General features: G+C 68.9%; 13 protein-coding genes. 9 read left to right on the forward strand and 4 right to left on the reverse strand.

Going from position 1 to position 16,353, the window contains the following annotated elements:
- Positions 1–4 precede the first annotated feature (4 nt).
- The 4 genes from CYJ10_RS28170 to CYJ10_RS28185 are packed head-to-tail and all read right to left on the reverse strand — an operon-like array spanning position 5 to position 4,176.
- Entirely contained in the window at positions 5–823 is an 819-nt protein-coding gene (locus CYJ10_RS28170; RefSeq protein WP_101684727.1) for an SDR family NAD(P)-dependent oxidoreductase, read from the reverse strand.
- Complete coding sequence (locus tag CYJ10_RS28175; RefSeq protein ID WP_101684728.1) at positions 820–1,605, reverse strand: citryl-CoA lyase; 786 nt, start codon at positions 1,603–1,605, stop codon at positions 820–822. The genes CYJ10_RS28170 and CYJ10_RS28175 overlap by 4 nt, the downstream gene beginning before the upstream one ends.
- Positions 1,602–3,125, reverse strand: coding sequence for a class I adenylate-forming enzyme family protein (locus CYJ10_RS28180; RefSeq protein WP_101684729.1), 1,524 nt, complete (start codon positions 3,123–3,125; stop codon positions 1,602–1,604). The genes CYJ10_RS28175 and CYJ10_RS28180 overlap by 4 nt, the downstream gene beginning before the upstream one ends.
- A gap of 16 nt (positions 3,126–3,141) precedes the next feature.
- Positions 3,142–4,176: a Bug family tripartite tricarboxylate transporter substrate binding protein gene (locus tag CYJ10_RS28185; protein ID WP_101684730.1), complete on the reverse strand. Its 1,035-nt coding sequence runs from the start codon at positions 4,174–4,176 to the stop codon at positions 3,142–3,144.
- Positions 4,177–4,276: 100 nt separating this feature from the next.
- Here CYJ10_RS28185 and CYJ10_RS28190 point away from each other — a divergent pair, with 100 nt between their 5' ends.
- The 9 genes from CYJ10_RS28190 (at position 4,277) to CYJ10_RS28230 (ending at position 16,353) form a co-directional block, all read left to right on the forward strand.
- Positions 4,277–5,083 carry an IclR family transcriptional regulator gene (locus CYJ10_RS28190; RefSeq protein ID WP_101684801.1) on the forward strand — a complete coding sequence of 269 codons (807 nt, stop codon included), beginning with the start codon at positions 4,277–4,279 and terminating at the stop codon, positions 5,081–5,083.
- Positions 5,084–5,272: 189 nt separating this feature from the next.
- Positions 5,273–5,761: a DUF4381 domain-containing protein gene (locus tag CYJ10_RS28195; RefSeq protein ID WP_101684731.1), complete on the forward strand. Its 489-nt coding sequence runs from the start codon at positions 5,273–5,275 to the stop codon at positions 5,759–5,761.
- Positions 5,758–6,774, forward strand: a complete 1,017-nt coding sequence (locus CYJ10_RS28200) for a vWA domain-containing protein (RefSeq protein ID WP_101684732.1) — start codon at positions 5,758–5,760, stop codon at positions 6,772–6,774. The genes CYJ10_RS28195 and CYJ10_RS28200 overlap by 4 nt, the downstream gene beginning before the upstream one ends.
- Complete coding sequence (locus CYJ10_RS28205) at positions 6,771–8,366, forward strand: vWA domain-containing protein (protein ID WP_101684733.1); 1,596 nt, start codon at positions 6,771–6,773, stop codon at positions 8,364–8,366. The genes CYJ10_RS28200 and CYJ10_RS28205 overlap by 4 nt, the downstream gene beginning before the upstream one ends.
- A complete protein-coding gene (locus tag CYJ10_RS28210) occupies positions 8,363–9,448 on the forward strand; it encodes a BatD family protein (protein WP_219621541.1) in 1,086 nt (361 codons plus the stop codon). The genes CYJ10_RS28205 and CYJ10_RS28210 overlap by 4 nt, the downstream gene beginning before the upstream one ends.
- Positions 9,449–9,564: 116 nt before the next feature.
- The gene (locus CYJ10_RS28215; RefSeq protein ID WP_101684734.1) at positions 9,565–10,767 is read left to right on the forward strand and encodes a formylglycine-generating enzyme family protein; all 1,203 of its coding nucleotides are present in this window, start codon (positions 9,565–9,567) and stop codon (positions 10,765–10,767) included.
- A 35-nt stretch (positions 10,768–10,802) separates the two neighbouring features.
- Positions 10,803–11,894 (forward strand): HAD family hydrolase, encoded by a 1,092-nt coding sequence (locus CYJ10_RS28220; RefSeq protein ID WP_101684735.1) that lies wholly within the window; start codon positions 10,803–10,805, stop codon positions 11,892–11,894.
- Positions 11,895–11,950: 56 nt separating this feature from the next.
- On the forward strand, positions 11,951–13,762 hold the full coding sequence (locus CYJ10_RS28225) for an arylsulfatase (RefSeq protein ID WP_101684736.1): 1,812 nt from the start codon (positions 11,951–11,953) through the stop codon (positions 13,760–13,762).
- On the forward strand, positions 13,759–16,353 hold the full coding sequence (locus tag CYJ10_RS28230) for a fused MFS/spermidine synthase (protein WP_374703318.1): 2,595 nt from the start codon (positions 13,759–13,761) through the stop codon (positions 16,351–16,353). Before CYJ10_RS28225 ends, CYJ10_RS28230 begins: the two co-directional genes overlap by 4 nt.

Genomic DNA, 16,353 nt, shown 5'->3' on the forward strand with positions numbered 1-16,353 from the left:
TCCGCTACACGTACTTGCCGGTCAGGCCGCCGTCGACCACCAGTTCGGTGCCGGTCACATAGGCAGCCGCGTCTGACGCCAGGAAGGCGCTGGCGTGGGCCACATCCCATGCTGTACCCATGCGCTGCAGCGGCACCTGCCGGCTGCGCGCCGCGCGGGCGTCGTCAAGGCTGTCAGAGAATTGCTTCGCCACGGTATGGGCGATGCGCGGCGTGTCGATCAGGCCGGGCACCACGCAGTTGGCGCGGATGCCCTGGCCCGCGTACTGCTGGGCGATCATGCGCGTGAACTGGATCACGGCGGCCTTGGTCACGCAGTACGACAGATGCGGATAGCCCAGGTAGCGCGTGCCGGCCACCGACGAGATGGTGACGATGGCACCGCGCCCACGCTCCACCATCGACGGCAGCACCTGCCGCGACGCCAGCAGCAGGCTGCGCACATTGACGTTCTGGGCCGCGTCGAAGTCGTCCAGCGACGTGTCGAGCGGGCCGCCCGGCTTGCCGATGCCGACGTTGTGGTGCAGCACGTCCACCGGCCCGAACTGCTCGCGGGCCTCGGCAAACAGGCGCGCGATGTCGTCCTCGATCGCCACATCGCCGACGAAGGTCTCCGCCACGCCGCCTTCGGCGCGGATCAGCGCCGTGGTTTCGGTGGCCGACGCCGCATCGCGATCGGCCACGCACACGCGCGCACCCAGACGTGCGTAGGTCAGGCTGGCGGCGCGGCCGATGCTCCAGCCAGGGCCCGCCGAGCCGCCGCCGGCCACGAATACGGTGCGATCCGCCAGGCTCAAGGGTAGGGCGTTCGGGTGTGGGCTCATGCGTGATCCCCGTGCGGCGCGTTGCCCACGTAGGAAATCGCTTCCTCGACAACATCCCAGATATAGCGGCCCGACGGGCTTTGCTGTTCCTCGACGATGTGGGCCACCAGACCCGCCGCACGCGAGATCACCGCAAAGCCGCGCATCACGGCCGTCGGCACGCCGATTTCGCCAAGCAGGGCAGCCACGGCGCCGGTGGCATTGATCGTGATCGCACGGCCATAGACCTCGTCCACTGCTGCGGACAGGCGCTTCAGCGCGCCGATATGCGCCCCGGACAGATCGGCTTCGGCTTCGCCCAGTTCCAGCAGCTTGTAGGCGCGCGGATCGACCGGCTTGTGCAGATGGTGACCAAAGCCGGGCACCGGGGCCTTGCGCGCCTTGCAGTCGCGTGCGATGGCCAGCGCTTCGGCGTCGGGGTCCTGCGCGGCCAGGATGCGATCCAGCAGCTGCGAGCAGTTTTCCATGGTCCCGACGAAGGAACTGCCCACCGCCAGCAGCCCGGCCGACACCGCGCCCTGCAGGTTCTCGGGCGCGCTCATGTAGATCAGGCGCGTGGCAATCGCGCTGGGCGTCAGGCCGTGTTCCATCAGCACCACCAGCACCATGTCGGCGATGCGCATGTCCACGGGCCGGGGCGTGCGGCCCAGGATCTGCATCAGCATCACCTCGGTGAACGTGGTCTTGCCAAGCAGGTCTTCTACGAGGTTGGCGTCGCGATAGTGCAGGCTGGTCAGCGTATGGCTGCAGAGCCGGGTCACCGGCTTGTCTTGTTGGCTCATGCTTGGTCTCCGGTTGGCTGCGCGGCCAGGGCGTGGTCGCGCACGGCATTCTTCAGTACCTTGCCCACCGTCGAGCGCGGCAGGCTGGCGTGGAAATGGATCTGCTTGGGCGTCTGCACGGGGCCCAGCCGCTCGCGCACGAACGCGATCAGGTCCGCGGCCGCGGCCTGGCAGCCCTCGCGCAGCTGCACGGCCGCGTGGACGGCCTCGCCCCATTTGTCGTCCGGCACGCCAAACACGGCGCATTCATGCACCGCCGGGTGCTGGCCCAGCGCGTTCTCCACGTCGATCGGATAGACGTTGAAGCCGCCCGTGATGACCACGTCGCGCAGGCGGTCCTTCAAGTACAGGAACCCGCGCGCATCGATCAGGCCCCGGTCGCCGGTATGCAGCCAGCCGTCGATGATGGTGGCCGCGGTCAGGTCGGGGCGCTTCCAGTAGCCGGTCATGACCAGATCGCCACGGGCCACCACTTCGCCCACCTCGCCGGCGGGCAGCAGACGGCCGTCCGGCGCCATGATCGCCACGTCGCTGAACCACGTGGCACGGCCCACCGATGCCAGGTTGCGCGCGTCGTCCAGATCGTCGGGCCCGATCACGGTCAGCAACTGCGGCGCCTCGGTCTGGCCGTAGGTGGTGGCCACCACCGGGCCGAAGAAATCGCGCGCCTGGCGGATCTTTTCCGGCGGCATCGGCGCACCGCCGTAGATCAAGCGGCGCAGGGCGGGATAGTCGGCGCGCGACGTGCCGGGCAGCGCCATCAGCATGTAGATCAGCGTGGGCGGCATGAAACAGACCGTGCCACGCCGGTCGCGGAAGGCGGCGCGTACCGCTTCGGCGCCGCTGCCTTCCAGGATCACGTGGCAGCCGCCCTGGGCCAGGATCGGCATCACATAGGTGGACGTGCCGTGCGTGATCGGCGCGGCCATCACGTAACGATCCGCCTCGGTGAAGCCCCATGCGTGGATCTGGTTGACGATATTGGCCAGCCAGGCGCGATACGGCTGCATCACGCCCTTGGGCGCGCCGGTGGTGCCACCCGTGAACTTGATGGCCTGCGTGGCATCGCGGTCCAGGCCCAGCAACGGCCGCGCCGCATCGGCGTGCTGCACGATGGCCGACGCCAGCGTCTCGCCACGCCCCGGCGCGTGATCGGTGTAAGTGCGCGCGCCCGAGGCGCCGTCGAGCAAGGCGTCGTACGCGGCGTCCAGCACGAGGATGCCGGGCTCCGTGGCGTCGATGATGCGGCGCAGCTCCGGCTGCGTACTTTTGGGATTCAGCGGTACCCAGATCTTGCCGCTGGCCAGCACGGCCAGCAGCGCCACGATGTGCTGGGCCGAGTTGCCGGCGCAGATGCCCACGCAAGTCTGCGGCGCAGGGTCGAGCTTGATGAAGTGCGCGGCCAGCGCGGCCACCTGCGCGGCCAGCTCGCGGTAGCGCAGGGTGCCGTCCGGGGCATCGATGGCGATGTTGTCGGGCCAGCGGTCGGCGGCGCGCCAGAACAGGTCGATCGGAAACATGGTGCTGTCGGACTCCTTAGTTGACGCGCGCGCCCGATTGCTGCACCACGTCGTGCCAGCGCTTGATCTCGGACATCGCGAAGGTGCGGCATTGCTCGGGGGTGCCGGGTTCGGGCGTGGCCGCCAGGTCGCGCATGCGCTCGCGCACGTCGGCATTGCCAAGCGCCTTGTTCAGCGCGGCGTTGAGGCGGTCCACCACGGGGCGGGGCGTGCCGGCCGGGGCGGAGATGGCGAACCACGACTGCACGTCGAAGCCGGGATAGCCCGATTCGGCCACCGTTGGCACGTCGGGCAGCAGCGGCATGCGTTGCGCGCTGGTCACTGCGATGGCGCGCAGCTTGCCGGACTTCACATGCGGCAGGGCCGAGGGCGTGTTGTCGAACATCGACTGCACCTGGCCGCCCATGAGGTCGGTCACGGCTGGCGCGCTGCCTTTGTAGGGCACGTGCAGCATGTTGGCACCGCTGCGGGTGCGGAAGATCTCGCCGGACAGATGGATCGACGAACCGCTGCCCGATGACGCGAACGTCACCCCGTTGGGCGATGTCTTGGCCAGCTTCACGTAGTCGGCCACGGTCTTGACGGGCAGGCCCGGATTGACCACCAGCACGTTGGGAATGCGGGCGATCATGCCGACCAGCTCGAAATCCTTGGCCGGGTCGTAGCCGAGCTTGTCGTAGAGCGTGGCGTTGATGGTGTTGGCGATGGTGTAGACGTAGAGCGTGTACCCGTCTGGCGCAGCCTTGGCCACGACCTCGGCGCCCACGTTGCTGTTGGCGCCGGCGCGGTTTTCCACCACCATCGGCTGGCCCAGCGCCTCGCCCATCTTTTGCGCCACCAGTCGGGCCAGCACGTCGGTGGCGCCGCCGGCGGCGTAGCCGACCACCAGCCGGACCGGGCGGGTGGGGAACGCGGCATCGGCGGCAAGGGCCGGCGTCGTGCCGCCCGCCAGCGTGGCGGCGACGAGCGTGGGAAAGAGCGCGGGAATGAGCGCGGTAATAAGCGCGACGTGGCGAAGAAGGCGCCTGCGCGCCCGGCTGCGGATGGTCATGATGGCTGTCTCCTGTTATTGGATATCGTGGCCGGCACCCGCTGTCCCGATGCTTCTGCGGCATACTGCGGACTGCTTCCCGGCCAGCAAATTCTTTCCCATGCGTGCTCGTACTGCGAATCAAAACGTCCGCCAGGCGGACGTTCAAGCCCAGTCCACCGAAGAGGGCACGCGCGCCTTGCGGCGCGGCTTGGCACTGCTGGACGCCATACTGGCCGGCGGCAAGGACGGGCTGCGCGTGGTGGATCTCTGCCGCGCCGCAGCGCTGGAGCGGCCTACGGTCTATCGGCTGCTGGCCACGCTGATCGAATGCGGCTATGTGGTGCAGCGCGGGCGTTTCCGGTACGTCAAGGGGCCTCGGCTGGCGGCACTGCCGCAGCGCGGCGAGTCGGCGGACATGGCCGAGCGGCTCCATCCGGTACTGGCCCGCATCAGCCAGGCCTGCGGCGACGCAGCATTCGGCATCGTCCGCGACGGCGCGCTGTCGCGCTGCATCGCGCGCCATGTCGGTACACATCCGGTGCAGGTGCTGGTGATCCAGGTAGGCACGCGCCAGCCGCTGGGCGTGGGGGCCGCCGGGCTGGCGCTGCTGGCGGCCTTGCCAGATGGCGCCGTGGACGACGTGATCGCAAGCAATGCCGACGCGCTGGTGCAGTACGGCGGCATGACGCCGGACCGCATGCGCATCCTGATCCGCGCCACGCGCGAGCGGGGCTATTCCGTGATCGGCAACCACGCCACGCGCGGTGCGCTGGCGGTGGGCATGGCCGTGGCGGATCGCGACGGCGAACCGGTGGCCGGCATCAGCATCGCCACCACGCTGGCCCGCATGCCGCGCGAGCGCCAGCAACTGCTGGCGCGCGTGATGCGCGACGCGGTACACGACCTCCTGCCACGTGGCCTGTAGGGCGGCAGCATCCGTGCACGCGGGCGGTTACCGAAAGCGCTAAACATCGGCACCAAAAACTCTGAATTCGGATTCCTCCTGCCACGGCGTAACCTGCCCGCATGCAGTCGGTCCGGCCTGGTCCGGCGCGTTTCGACGTGTTTTGACGTGTTTTGACGTGTTCCGACGTGTCACGGGAGGATCCACACGGTGAACGATCTGGCCGATATCGTCACGCCGCCCCCGCCATCGTGGTGGCCCCAGACGGCCGGATGGCTCGTGGTCGGCATCTGCCTGCTCTGCGCCGTGCTGTGGCTGGGCGGGCGCATCTGGCGCCACTGGCGCGCCAATCGCTATCGGCGGGCCGCGATCAGGGAACTGGCCCGCCTGCAGGCGGGGCTTGGCGCGGAGGGCCCGGATCGGGCGCAGGCGCTACTGGCGCTGGCTGAACTGCTCAAGCGAACCGCCCTGGCGGCCTGGCCGCGCGAGACCGTGGCAGCGCTTTCCGGCGCGTCCTGGCGCGATTTCCTGCTGGCCCACGCCGGCTCCGCAGCGGATGCCGTGCCGCCGCTGGCCACGCTGATCGAAACCGAATACCTGGACCGTTCCGCACTCGGACGCTGGCCGGCGCAGCAGACCCGCGACACCGCCGCCGCCTGCCGCCGCTGGATCGCCTTGCATCAGGCGCCACCCGCATGATCGCGTGTGCGTACCCGTGGCTGTTCGTGCTGCTGCCCTTGCCGCTGCTGGTGTGGTGGCGGCTGCCACCGTATCGCGAAACCAGCGCGTCGGTGCGGTTGCCGTTCTTTGGCGAAGTGGCCAGCGCGGCCGGGCTGCAGCCCGCCGCCGGCGCCCACGTGCCGCACCGCAACCTGGTGCAGCATCTGCTGGCGCCGCTGGCCTGGGCGCTGGTGGTGACGGCGCTGGCGCGGCCGCAATTCCTGGAGCCGCCCGTGTACAAGAGCGAGCCCGTGCGCGACCTGCTGCTGGCGCTCGACCTCTCCCAGTCGATGGACACCCGCGACTTCAAGGACCCTGCCGGCGTGGTCGAAGCGCGCGTGCAGGCCGTCCGGCAGGTGGTGAGCGATTTCGTGGCCCACCGGCCCGGAGACCGCATCGGCCTGATCGTGTTCGGCGATGCACCATACCCGCTGGCGCCATTCACGCTCGACCACGCGCTGGTGCGCACGCTGATCGACGACGTGGTGCCCGGCATGGCGGGTGCCAGTACGTCGCTGGGCGATGCCATCGGGCTGGGCATCAAGATGTTCGACAACAGCCACGCCGCCGAGAAGGTGCTGATCCTGCTGACCGACGGCAATGACACCGCCAGCCGCATGCCGCCGGCACAGGCCGCCGAGATCGCCAGAACGCGTGGCGTGGTGGTGCACACGGTGGGCATTGGCGACCCTGCCGCCACCGGCGAGCAGAAGGTGGACCTGCAAACGCTGCAGCGCATCGCCAGCACCACGGGCGGGCGCTATTTCTTCGGCGCGGACCAGACCGCGCTGGCGTCGATCTATGCCACGCTCGACCGCGTGACGCCGCACAAGGAAAAGACGCTGAGCTGGCGCCCGCGCCGCGAGCTGTTCATGTGGCCGCTGGGCGCCGCGGTGCTGCTGGTGCTGGCCTACCAGATCGCCATGGCAGCCTACGCGTACGCCGTGGCACGCGCGCCAGTGCCGGCCACGCGCAAGGAGCCCGCAGCATGAGCGACGGGTTCCACGCGCTGGCGCAGTTCCATTTCTTGCGGCCCGCGTGGCTGCTGGTGCTGATTGCCGCCGTGTGGCTGCCTTGGGCTGTGCGCAGGCAGGGCGATGTGCGGCGGCGCTGGCGCGGGACCATCGCGCCACATCTGCTCGATGCGCTGGTGGTGCGCGAAGGCCGCCATCGCGCGGTGCGCCCGGTACACCTGACCGCGCTGGCCCTGGCGCTGGGCGCAATTGCGCTGGCGGGCCCCGCGTGGGAACGCGAGCGGCCGCCGTTCCTGTCGGACAAGGCGCCGCTGGCCATCGCCGTGGACCTGACGCCCGATATGAACGCGATCGACATCACGCCGACGCGACTGGAGCGCGCCAAGCTCAAGATCAAGGCTTTGCTGGATCATCGCGACGGCGGGCGCACGGCGCTCTATGCCTACGCCGGCTCTACCCATCTTGTGCTGCCGCTGACCGACGACGCGGCGCTGCTGCAGACCTTTGTCGATGCGCTGCAGACCGCCGTCATGCCCGTGCCGGGCAAGGACTCGGCGCTGGCCATCCGGACCATCGGCGCGGCGTTGTCGAAGGAGCCCGTGCCCGGCACGATCCTGCTGCTCACCGATGGCGTGGAGCCTGCTGCAACGGCGGCGCTGCAGCAGCGCGACAAACGTACGCAGATCGTGGTGCTGGCCATCGGCACTACGGCGGGTGGCCCGTTGAAGGCGGGAGACGGCGCGGCGCCGGGGCTCGATGCGGCGGCGCTGCACCGGCTGCGCGACACCGGCATTCCCGTGGCCACGCTGACCACCGACAGCGATGACGACGTGGCCTGGGTGCAGCGCCATGTCCAGTCGCATGTGGAGCAGGCCAGCGCGCAGGACACGCTGCGCTGGCACGACGCCGGCTGGCCGTTGACGATTCCCATCGCCGTGCTGGCGCTGCTCTGGTTCCGCAAGGGCTGGACCATCCGCTGGCTGGCATCGCTGGCACTGGCCGCACTGGTGGCCGTCCCACCGGCTGACGTGCGGGCGCAGGCCAGCCCGCCGCCGCCAGGCTGGCACTTTGTCGATCTATGGCTGACGCACGACCAGCAAGGTCGGTGCGCCTTTGCGCGCGGGGACTATGCAGCGGCGGCCACGCTGTTCGATGACCCCATGTGGCGCGGCGTGGCGTACTACCGCGCCGGGAAGTTCGACGATGCGGCGCGGGCCTTCGAGCAGATCAGCTCCACCGACGCCCAGTTCAACCTTGGCAACGCGCTGGCCCGGCAGAATAAATACCCGGAGGCCGCCGCCCGTTACCGGCTGGTGTTGCAGCAGCGCCCCGGCTGGCCACCCGCGCAGCGCAACCTGACGCTGATGCAGCAGGCCATCGAGCGCCAGAAGCAGGCCGAGAAGAACAACAAGGGCGACGAAGAGCCGCCCGACCTGAAGCCCGACAAGATTGAGATCGACGCCAGCAAGCCGCTACCGCACCCGGGCGGCGACAAGATGCAGCGGGGCCTGGTGCAGCAGAACGCCGACATGTGGATGCGCGCGATCCAGACATCGCCCACGGCGCTGCTGGCGCGCAAGTTCGCGCTGCAGTCACAGGGCCGGCCATGACGATGCGCTGGCTTGCCTGCCTGCTCGCGGTCCTGCTCCTGTTCGCGTCCGGCGCGGCCCAGGCCGCCGCGCCCACGGTACGCGTGCGGGTGCTGGGCCAGCAGCCTGTGGTAGCCGGGCAGTCGGTGCAGATCGAGGTCACGATCCTGGCGCCGAACTTCTTTCTATCCGCGCCGGCATTTCCGGCGCTGCAGGTGCCAGGCGCCGTGGTGACGATGCCCGACGAGCGCGGCGTGAACGCCACCGAATCCATCGATGGCACCAGCTATGCGGGCATCCGCAAGATCTACGTGTTCACGCCACAGACCGGCGGGGATTTCACGCTGCCGACGCCCGAGATTCATTTCACATGGTCCGGTGACGACGGCAAGCCGCGCGAGGCCATCGTGACGCTGCCGCCCACGACGATCCACGCCGGGGTCCAGAAGAACGAAAGCCAGGGCGCCGCCGCACAGGCATCGGCCGCTGCGCCGCTGCTACCTGCGTCGCCGATCTTCATCCACCAGGCTTTCGATCAGCCCGTCAGCGGCAAGGACGCCCAGTTGCGGGCCGGCGATGCGCTGGTGCGCACCATCACGATCTTTGCCCCGGGCACGCCCGCGATGATGATCGAGCCGCCGCAACTGGACGCGCCACGTGGCGTGCGGCAGTTCCGTGCCGATCCGCAACTGCAGGACGGCGTGGCGGCCAGCGGCGACGAGCCGGCCGGTGCCACCGGTGGCCGGCGCGTGGAGACGGTCACCTATGTGCTCGAAGACAGCGGCCATTACACGCTGCCGGCCGTCTCCGTGGCGTGGTACGACCCGGCTACGGGCAAGCGCGCGCAATCGTCCGTGCCGGCCGTGACCCTCGACGTCGCACGGGCCGCGCCGGGGCTGGGCCTGGCGCCCACGGGCGGTGCGCCGATGCGCTTGCCCGGATGGCTCGACTGGCGGATCGCGGCCCTGCTGGCCGGGGTGGCGCTCACGGCAGGCCACGCGGCATGGCGCTGGCACATGGGCTGGCGCCCACGCGGACGGGGTGCGCACGCGGGCAGGCCGCGCCCCGGCCATGCGCCTCCACTGCCGCCGCTGAATCCGTAGGGAACAAAATCATTCAGATCAAAGTTCCAAAAGTTTGCATTCCGCTCTGGCAGGGACCCCGCCCATACTGGGATGGCTATATCAGGTGATCGAGACGTATCGTGCAAGGAGCGTGGATGGGACAGAAGCAGCAGGGCAGGGCCAAGGCCATCGCCACCGCCACGCCGGTGTGGCGCCAACGCGTGTGGCTGGCAGTGCTTGCACTGGGCATGGTCGTGGCGGGCGCCGGCGGCACCTGGTGGTACCACGCCAAGGACGCCCGCGCCGACGCCCCTGCCATCCGCGCAGGCGATGGCAAGAACGGCCCGCGCGGCATGGTGCATGTGCCTGGCGGCGACTTCCAGATGGGCAGCGACCACAAGATGGCGCAAGCCAATGAGCGGCCCGCGCACAAGGTCCACGTCAACGGCTTCTGGATGGACCAGCACCACGTCACCAACGCCGATTTCCGCAAGTTCGTCGCGGCCACGGGCTACCTGACCACCGCCGAACGCACGCCGGACTGGGAAACGATAAAGGTGCAGCTGCCACCCGGCACGCCACGGCCGCCCGACAGCGCGATGGTCGCGGGCGCGATGGTGTTTGTCGGCACCCACAGCCCGGTGCCGCTGCGCGAGTACTGGCGCTGGTGGCGCTTCGTACCCGGCGCCGACTGGAAGCACCCGAACGGCCCCGGCAGCAACATCGACGGCAAGGACAATCACCCCGTGGTGCAGGTGTCGTACGAGGACGTGCAGGCGTATGCACGGTGGGTGGGCAAGCGTCTGCCCACCGAGGCCGAATGGGAATTTGCCGCGCGCGGGGGGCTTGAGCAGTCCACCTACGCCTGGGGCGACCAGTTCGCGCCCGATGGCCGCCAGATGGCCAACGTGTGGCAGGGCCAGCAGGTGCAGCCATTTCCGGTGGTCAGCGCCAAGGCGGGCGGTGCGGCAGGCACAAGCCCGGTGGGCACGTTTCCGGCCAACGGCTACGGGCTCTACGACATGACCGGCAACGCGTGGCAATGGGTGGCTGACTGGTATCGGGCCGACCAGTTCCGGCGCGAAGCCCAGATCACCACGGCGGTGTTGCAGAACCCTGCCGGGCCATCCGATTCATGGGACCCGACCGAACCGGGCGTGCCGGTGTCTGCGCCCAAACGCGTCACGCGCGGCGGTTCGTTCCTGTGTAACGAGGATTTCTGCCTGAGCTATCGGCCCAGCGCGCGACGGGGCACGGACCCGTACACGAGCATGTCGCACCTGGGCTTCCGGCTGGTGATGGATGACGGCACCTGGGCCGAGGCACGCCGGCAGCCCGCACTGGCTGCACGGCCGTAGCCCGTTTCCCGTCTGGACAATCAAGGAGGAGCGCGATGCCATTCGCCCTGGCAGGAAGCTATCGGCTTGTTCGCCGCGCAGCGTCGGAACTGACGACCGTGGCGGCCCTGGCCGTGCTGGTGGCGGCGCTGGGCGGGTGCGCGTCGGCACCCGCCACCGACGCATCGGCCAGCGCACAGCCGGCGGGCGCGGCCAACGCGGCAAGCGCGGCGGCATTGCCATCGTGGCGCGACGGCCCGGCGCGGCAGGCCATCGTCCGCTTCGTGGAATCGGTCACGCGGCCGGGCACGCCCCAGTACGTGCCACCTGCGGAACGGATTGCCGTCTTCGACAACGACGGCACGCTGTGGAGCGAGCAGCCGCTGTACTTCCAGTTTTTCTTCCTGCTTGACCAGATTCGTGCCGCCGCGCCCCAGCATCCCGAATGGAAAAACAATCCGGCCTTCAAGGCGCTGATGGCCAATGACATGGCCGCGCTGATGCGCGAGGAAAAGCGGCTGCTGCCGTTGATCGCCCAAGCCAACAGCGGCATGACGGTGGACGAGTACGACCGCACGATCCGGGCCTGGCTGGACACCGCGCGTCACCCGAAACTCAACCGGCGCTATACGGACCTGGTGTTCCAGCCGCAGATCGAGTTGCTGAACTACCTGCGTGCCAATGGCTTCAAGACGTTCATCGTGTCGGGCGGCACCATCGAGTTCATGCGCCCGTGGTCCGAGCGCGTGTATGGCATTCCGCCCGAGCAGGTGGTGGGCTCCACACAGACCGTGACCTACGAGGTGCGCAATGGCCAGCCCACGCTGGTGCGCGGCCCCAAGCTCGAATTCATCAATGACGGCGCCGGCAAGCCCGTTGGCATCTATCGACAAATCGGCCGGCGGCCCATCCTGGCCGTGGGCAATTCCGACGGCGACCTGCAGATGCTGCAGTACACGTTGGCCGGCACCGGCCAGCGTCTGGCCGTGCTGGTGCACCACGACGACGCCGAGCGCGAGTTCGCCTACGACCGCAAATCGGGCATCGGCAAGCTCGACCGCGCATTGGACGAAGCCGTCACGCGTGGCTGGACGGTCATCAGCATGAAGCAGGACTGGACGCGTATTTATCCGGCGCCCCAGCCTTGATCCTGGCGATTTCCAGAATCTCTTAACGCCCTGAACGAAACCAGAGGGAGCTTTCGATGAGACCAGAAGCGGGAACGCGTCTGACAAGGCTGGCCACCAGCGCGGCGATTGTCGCCATCCTGGCCGTAGCCGGCTGCAAGAAAGCCGACGAGAACAAGGCGGCGCCCGGTGCTGCATCCGCGCCGGCCGCCCAGGTACCGGTCGCGCCGCAACCCGTGGCGACCACGCCAACCCCGCCGGTGGCTTCGGCACCGGACGCCACCGGCGCGTCGCCCGTGGTGGCGGCACCGGCCAGCGGCACGGTGGCGCAGGGTGGACGTGGCGGCAAGCCGAACATCCTGGTGATCTTTGGCGATGACGTGGGCCTGGGCAACGTCAGCGCGTTCAGCCACGGGGTAGTCGGCTACAAGACGCCGAACATCGACCGCATTGCCCGCGAAGGCATGATGATGACCGACTACTACGCCGAGAACAGCTGCACGGCGGGGCGCTCGACGTTCATCACGGGCCAGTCGGTGTTCCGCACCGGCCTGTCGAAGGTGGGCCTGCCTGGCGCACCGGTGGGCCTGCAGGATCGCGATATCACGATCGCCCAGGCGCTCAAGCCACTGGGCTATGCCACGGCGCAATTCGGCAAGAACCACCTGGGCGACCAGGACCGCTTCCTGCCGACCAAGCACGGCTTCGACGAGTTCTTCGGCAACCTGTACCACCTGAACGCCGAGGAAGAGCCCGAGCGTCCGTACTGGCCCAAGGACAACCCCGACTTCCTCAAGTTCTACAACCCGCGCGGCGTGCTGCACAGCACGGCGGACGGCAAGATCGAGGACACCGGCCCGCTGAACCGCAAGCGCATGGAAACGATCGACGACGAAACCACCGGAGCCGCCGTCAACTACATCCAGAAGCAGGCGCAGGCCAAGCAGCCCTTCTTCGTCTGGATGAACTTCACGCGCATGCACCTGTTCACGCACGTGCGGCCGGAGTACGAGGGCAAAGCCGGACTCGGCAAGGGCCATGAGTACGCGGACGGCATGTGGGAAATGGACCAGAACGTGGGCAAGCTGCTCAAGGTGCTGGATGACTCGGGCATCACCAACGATACGCTCGTGATTTTCACCACCGACAACGGCCCCAACTTCTTCACGTGGCCCGATGCGGCAAATACCCCGTTCCGCAGCGAGAAGGACTCGAACTGGGAAGGCGCGTTCCGTGTGCCGGCGATGGTGCGATGGCCGGGCAGGATTCAGCCCGGCTCTGTGACGAACGGCCTGATGTCCGGCCTCGACTGGTTCCCGACGCTGCTGGCGGCGGCCGGCGACGGCGATGTCAAGGACCGCCTGCTGAAGGGCACGAGCCTGGGCGGCAAGAACGCCAAGGTACACCTGGACGGCTACAACCAGTTGCCGATGCTCACGGGCCAGACCGACAAGAGTGCGCGCAACGAGTTCTACTACTTCAATGACGATGCCGAACTGGTGGCCATGCGCTATGACGTGCTGACCCAGGGCGCCACGCAGCCCACCGCGTGGAAGATCGTGTTCTGCGAGCAGCGTCAGAACGGGTCGTTCATGGTGTGGAAGGAGCCGTTCACGTGCCTGCGCGCGCCCAAGTATTTCAACCTGCGCATGGATCCCTACGAACGTGCCGACACGGGCCCGACCAACCGGTACTTCGATCTGGAAACGCAGAACCCGTTCCTGTTCATCGAGGGCAACCGCCGAGCGATCAACTTCCTGCAGACCTTTGTGGACTACCCGCCCAGCCAGTTGCCGGCCAGCTTCACGATCGACCAGGCCAGCGAGAAGATCAAGCGGCAGGTGGCGGACCAGATGGCCAAGGTTCCCCAAACACAGCAGAAGAAGTGACGGCAGCCCACCGCAAGCTGGGAACCGGCGTGAAACGCCCGCGCGCGGCACGCCAGCCAGCCACATCCGTCTCCGCTGCGGCGGGGGCGGATGCCCGGGTGCGCCGCGGCAGTGCCGGACTCCGGCAGGCCGCGGCGTTGCTGTGTCTGTCCGGCGTGGCCGGGCTTGTCTATCAGGTGCTGTGGATCAAGCAGCTGTCGCTGGTGGTGGGCGTGGACGTGCATGCGGTCACCATCGGCGTCAGCGCGTTCTTTGGCGGGCTGGCGCTGGGCGGCTGGGCCGTGGGCCGGCTGGCGGACCGTGCGGCATCGGCCTGGCGGCTCTACCTGTGGCTGGAAGTGGCGATTGCCGTGCTGGGCATCGCCGCGACGCTGGCGCTGGCCCATGCCGCCGCCCCGTTCGCGTGGCTCGAAGTGCGGGCAGGTGCCGCCGCCTGGGTGCTGCCGCTGGCACTGGTCGGGCTGCCCGCCATCGCCATGGGCGGTACGCTGCCCGCGCTGATGCGCGCGTTGCGCGGCGACGGCGTGACACTGGGCGCCAATGGCGGGCGGCTCTACGCCGCCAATACCGCTGGCGCCATCGCCGGCACGCTGCTGGCTGCCTTTGTCCTGATTCCGCTGCTGGGCATCACCGGCAGTGCGCTGGTGGCCGCCGCGCTCAACGCGCTGGCGGCGCTGGGTGCCTGGTGGTTTGGCCGCGCTTTGGCCGATCCAGTCGAGGCAGCGCCCGCGCAGGCGAGCGCGCCATGCGCGTCGGGCCAGCGCGTGCTGGCGTTGACGCTGTATGCGCTGGCCGGGGCTATCGCCCTGGGCTACGAGGTGGTCTGGTCGCAGGCCATCGTCCAGTTCCTGAGCACGCGGGCGTTTGCCTTTGCCGTGATGCTGGCGACCTACCTGGCCGGGCTGACGATCGGCAGTCTTGTCGTGGCCCGACGCGTGGACCGCGCCAGAGACCCGTGGGGCGTGTTCGCGCTGCTGGTCGTGGGCGCCGGACTGGTGGCGCTGGTCGAATTCGCGTGGCTGGGCGAATGGCTGCCCGCCGCGCAGCAGCTGGTGTCGCAGCGCGCGCTGGGCGCGACGGGCAACCTGCTGGTGGCCACCTGCGCCAGCTTTGCCGTGGCCGCGCTGTGCATCGTGCTCGTACCGACGCTGCTGCTGGGGGCCGCCTTCCCGTACGTGGTACGCCTGTCGGTCGATCCGTCGCGCACCGGAACTGGCGTGGGTGCCGTGCTGGCGCTGAACACGCTCGGTGGCATCGCCGGGTCGGTGCTGGCTGGCGTCTGGCTGGTGCCCGCGCTGGGCGTGATTCATACGCTCGGCGTGCTGGCCTGTGCCAGCGGCCTGGTGGCGATTCTGGCGGTGGCGTTTGGCGACGGTGCCGGGCGCCGCGCCCGCTTCGCCATCCCGCTGCTAGCCGTGGTCGCACTGATCGTTGCCGTGGCCACGCCGGTCGACCGGCTTGCCGCGTTACTGGCCAAGACGCGCGGCGGCGATCTGGTCTTCTATGAAGAAAGCCGCGGTGCCACCGTGGCCGTGGTGGAGCAGGGCAAGGCCACGCAGCGCTTTCATCGGCTGTACATCCAGGGCGTGTCGAATTCGGGCGACACGATGACGTCGCTGCGCTACATGCGTCTGCAGGCGCTGCTGCCGCTGATCGTCCACAACGGCACGCCGCGCGCATCGCTGGTGATCGGGCTGGGCACGGGGATTACGGCCGGCGCGACGCTGCAGTACCCAGGGTTGGAGCAACGCGTGGTGGCCGAACTCCTGCCCGCCGTGGTGCGGGCGGTGCCCGAGTTTCAGGGCAATTTCGACGTCAGCCGCAGCCCGCAGGTCGATATCCGCCTGCGCGACGGACGCCGCGAGCTGCTGCAGAGCGCGCAACGCTACGACCTCATCACGCTGGAGCCGCCGCCGCCATCGGCCAGCGGCGTGGTCAACCTGTATTCGCGCGAGTTCTACCAGCTGGCCGCCGCACGGCTGCAGACGGGCGGCATCGTGGCCCAGTGGCTGCCGCTGCCGACGCAGAACCGCGATGACACCCGGTCGCTGGTGCGCAGCTTCCTGGACGTGTTTCCGCACGCCACGCTATGGACCACCGAACTGCACGAAATGCTGCTGGTGGGCTCGCTGCAGCCGATGACGCTGGACGCGAGCAGCATTGCCTCGCGCTTCGCCCAGCCGCAGGTATCGGCGGCACTGCGCGCGGTGGGGGTGGCGTCGCCAGCGGCGCTGCTGGCCACCTATGTCACCGATCGGGCCGGGCTGGACTGGTTTGCGGGCGATGCCCCGGCCGTGACCGACGACCGGCCGCGCATCGAGTACACGGGCTGGGTACGGCGACAGGACTTTCCGCCTGTGCTGAGTGAACTGCTGGACCTGACCGGCGATCCACCGCTCAAGGGCGCCAGCGACACGCTGTACCAGGACATCCGCCGCGAACGCGCCACGCTGCATACGTTCTATGCGGCCGGCCTCGATGCGTATCGCGGCGACCGCGCGCAATGGATGCGCGATATCGACACGGTCATGCGCGCGGACCCGGAAAACCCCTACTACAACTGGTTCACGGGCGGACGCCCGGCCCACTAG

Source organism: Cupriavidus pauculus (assembly GCF_002858765.1).
GTDB classification, from domain to species: Bacteria; Pseudomonadota; Gammaproteobacteria; order Burkholderiales; family Burkholderiaceae; genus Cupriavidus; species Cupriavidus pauculus_B.

What these genes read in the sequence shown, in the direction of transcription:
- CYJ10_RS28205 (WP_101684733.1), top strand. Translation starts at nt 6,771, where the DNA reads ATGAGCGACGGGTTCCACGCGCTGGCGCAGTTCCATTTCTTGCGGCCC.
- CYJ10_RS28210 (WP_219621541.1), top strand. Translation starts at nt 8,363, where the DNA reads ATGACGATGCGCTGGCTTGCCTGCCTGCTCGCGGTCCTGCTCCTGTTC.
- CYJ10_RS28225 (WP_101684736.1), top strand. Translation starts at nt 11,951, where the DNA reads ATGAGACCAGAAGCGGGAACGCGTCTGACAAGGCTGGCCACCAGCGCG.
- CYJ10_RS28200 (WP_101684732.1), top strand. Translation starts at nt 5,758, where the DNA reads ATGATCGCGTGTGCGTACCCGTGGCTGTTCGTGCTGCTGCCCTTGCCG.
- CYJ10_RS28190 (WP_101684801.1), top strand. Translation starts at nt 4,277, where the DNA reads ATGCGTGCTCGTACTGCGAATCAAAACGTCCGCCAGGCGGACGTTCAA.
- CYJ10_RS28185 (WP_101684730.1), bottom strand. Translation starts at nt 4,176, where the DNA reads ATGACCATCCGCAGCCGGGCGCGCAGGCGCCTTCTTCGCCACGTCGCG.
- CYJ10_RS28215 (WP_101684734.1), top strand. Translation starts at nt 9,565, where the DNA reads ATGGGACAGAAGCAGCAGGGCAGGGCCAAGGCCATCGCCACCGCCACG.
- CYJ10_RS28180 (WP_101684729.1), bottom strand. Translation starts at nt 3,125, where the DNA reads ATGTTTCCGATCGACCTGTTCTGGCGCGCCGCCGACCGCTGGCCCGAC.
- CYJ10_RS28175 (WP_101684728.1), bottom strand. Translation starts at nt 1,605, where the DNA reads ATGAGCCAACAAGACAAGCCGGTGACCCGGCTCTGCAGCCATACGCTG.
- CYJ10_RS28220 (WP_101684735.1), top strand. Translation starts at nt 10,803, where the DNA reads ATGCCATTCGCCCTGGCAGGAAGCTATCGGCTTGTTCGCCGCGCAGCG.
- CYJ10_RS28170 (WP_101684727.1), bottom strand. Translation starts at nt 823, where the DNA reads ATGAGCCCACACCCGAACGCCCTACCCTTGAGCCTGGCGGATCGCACC.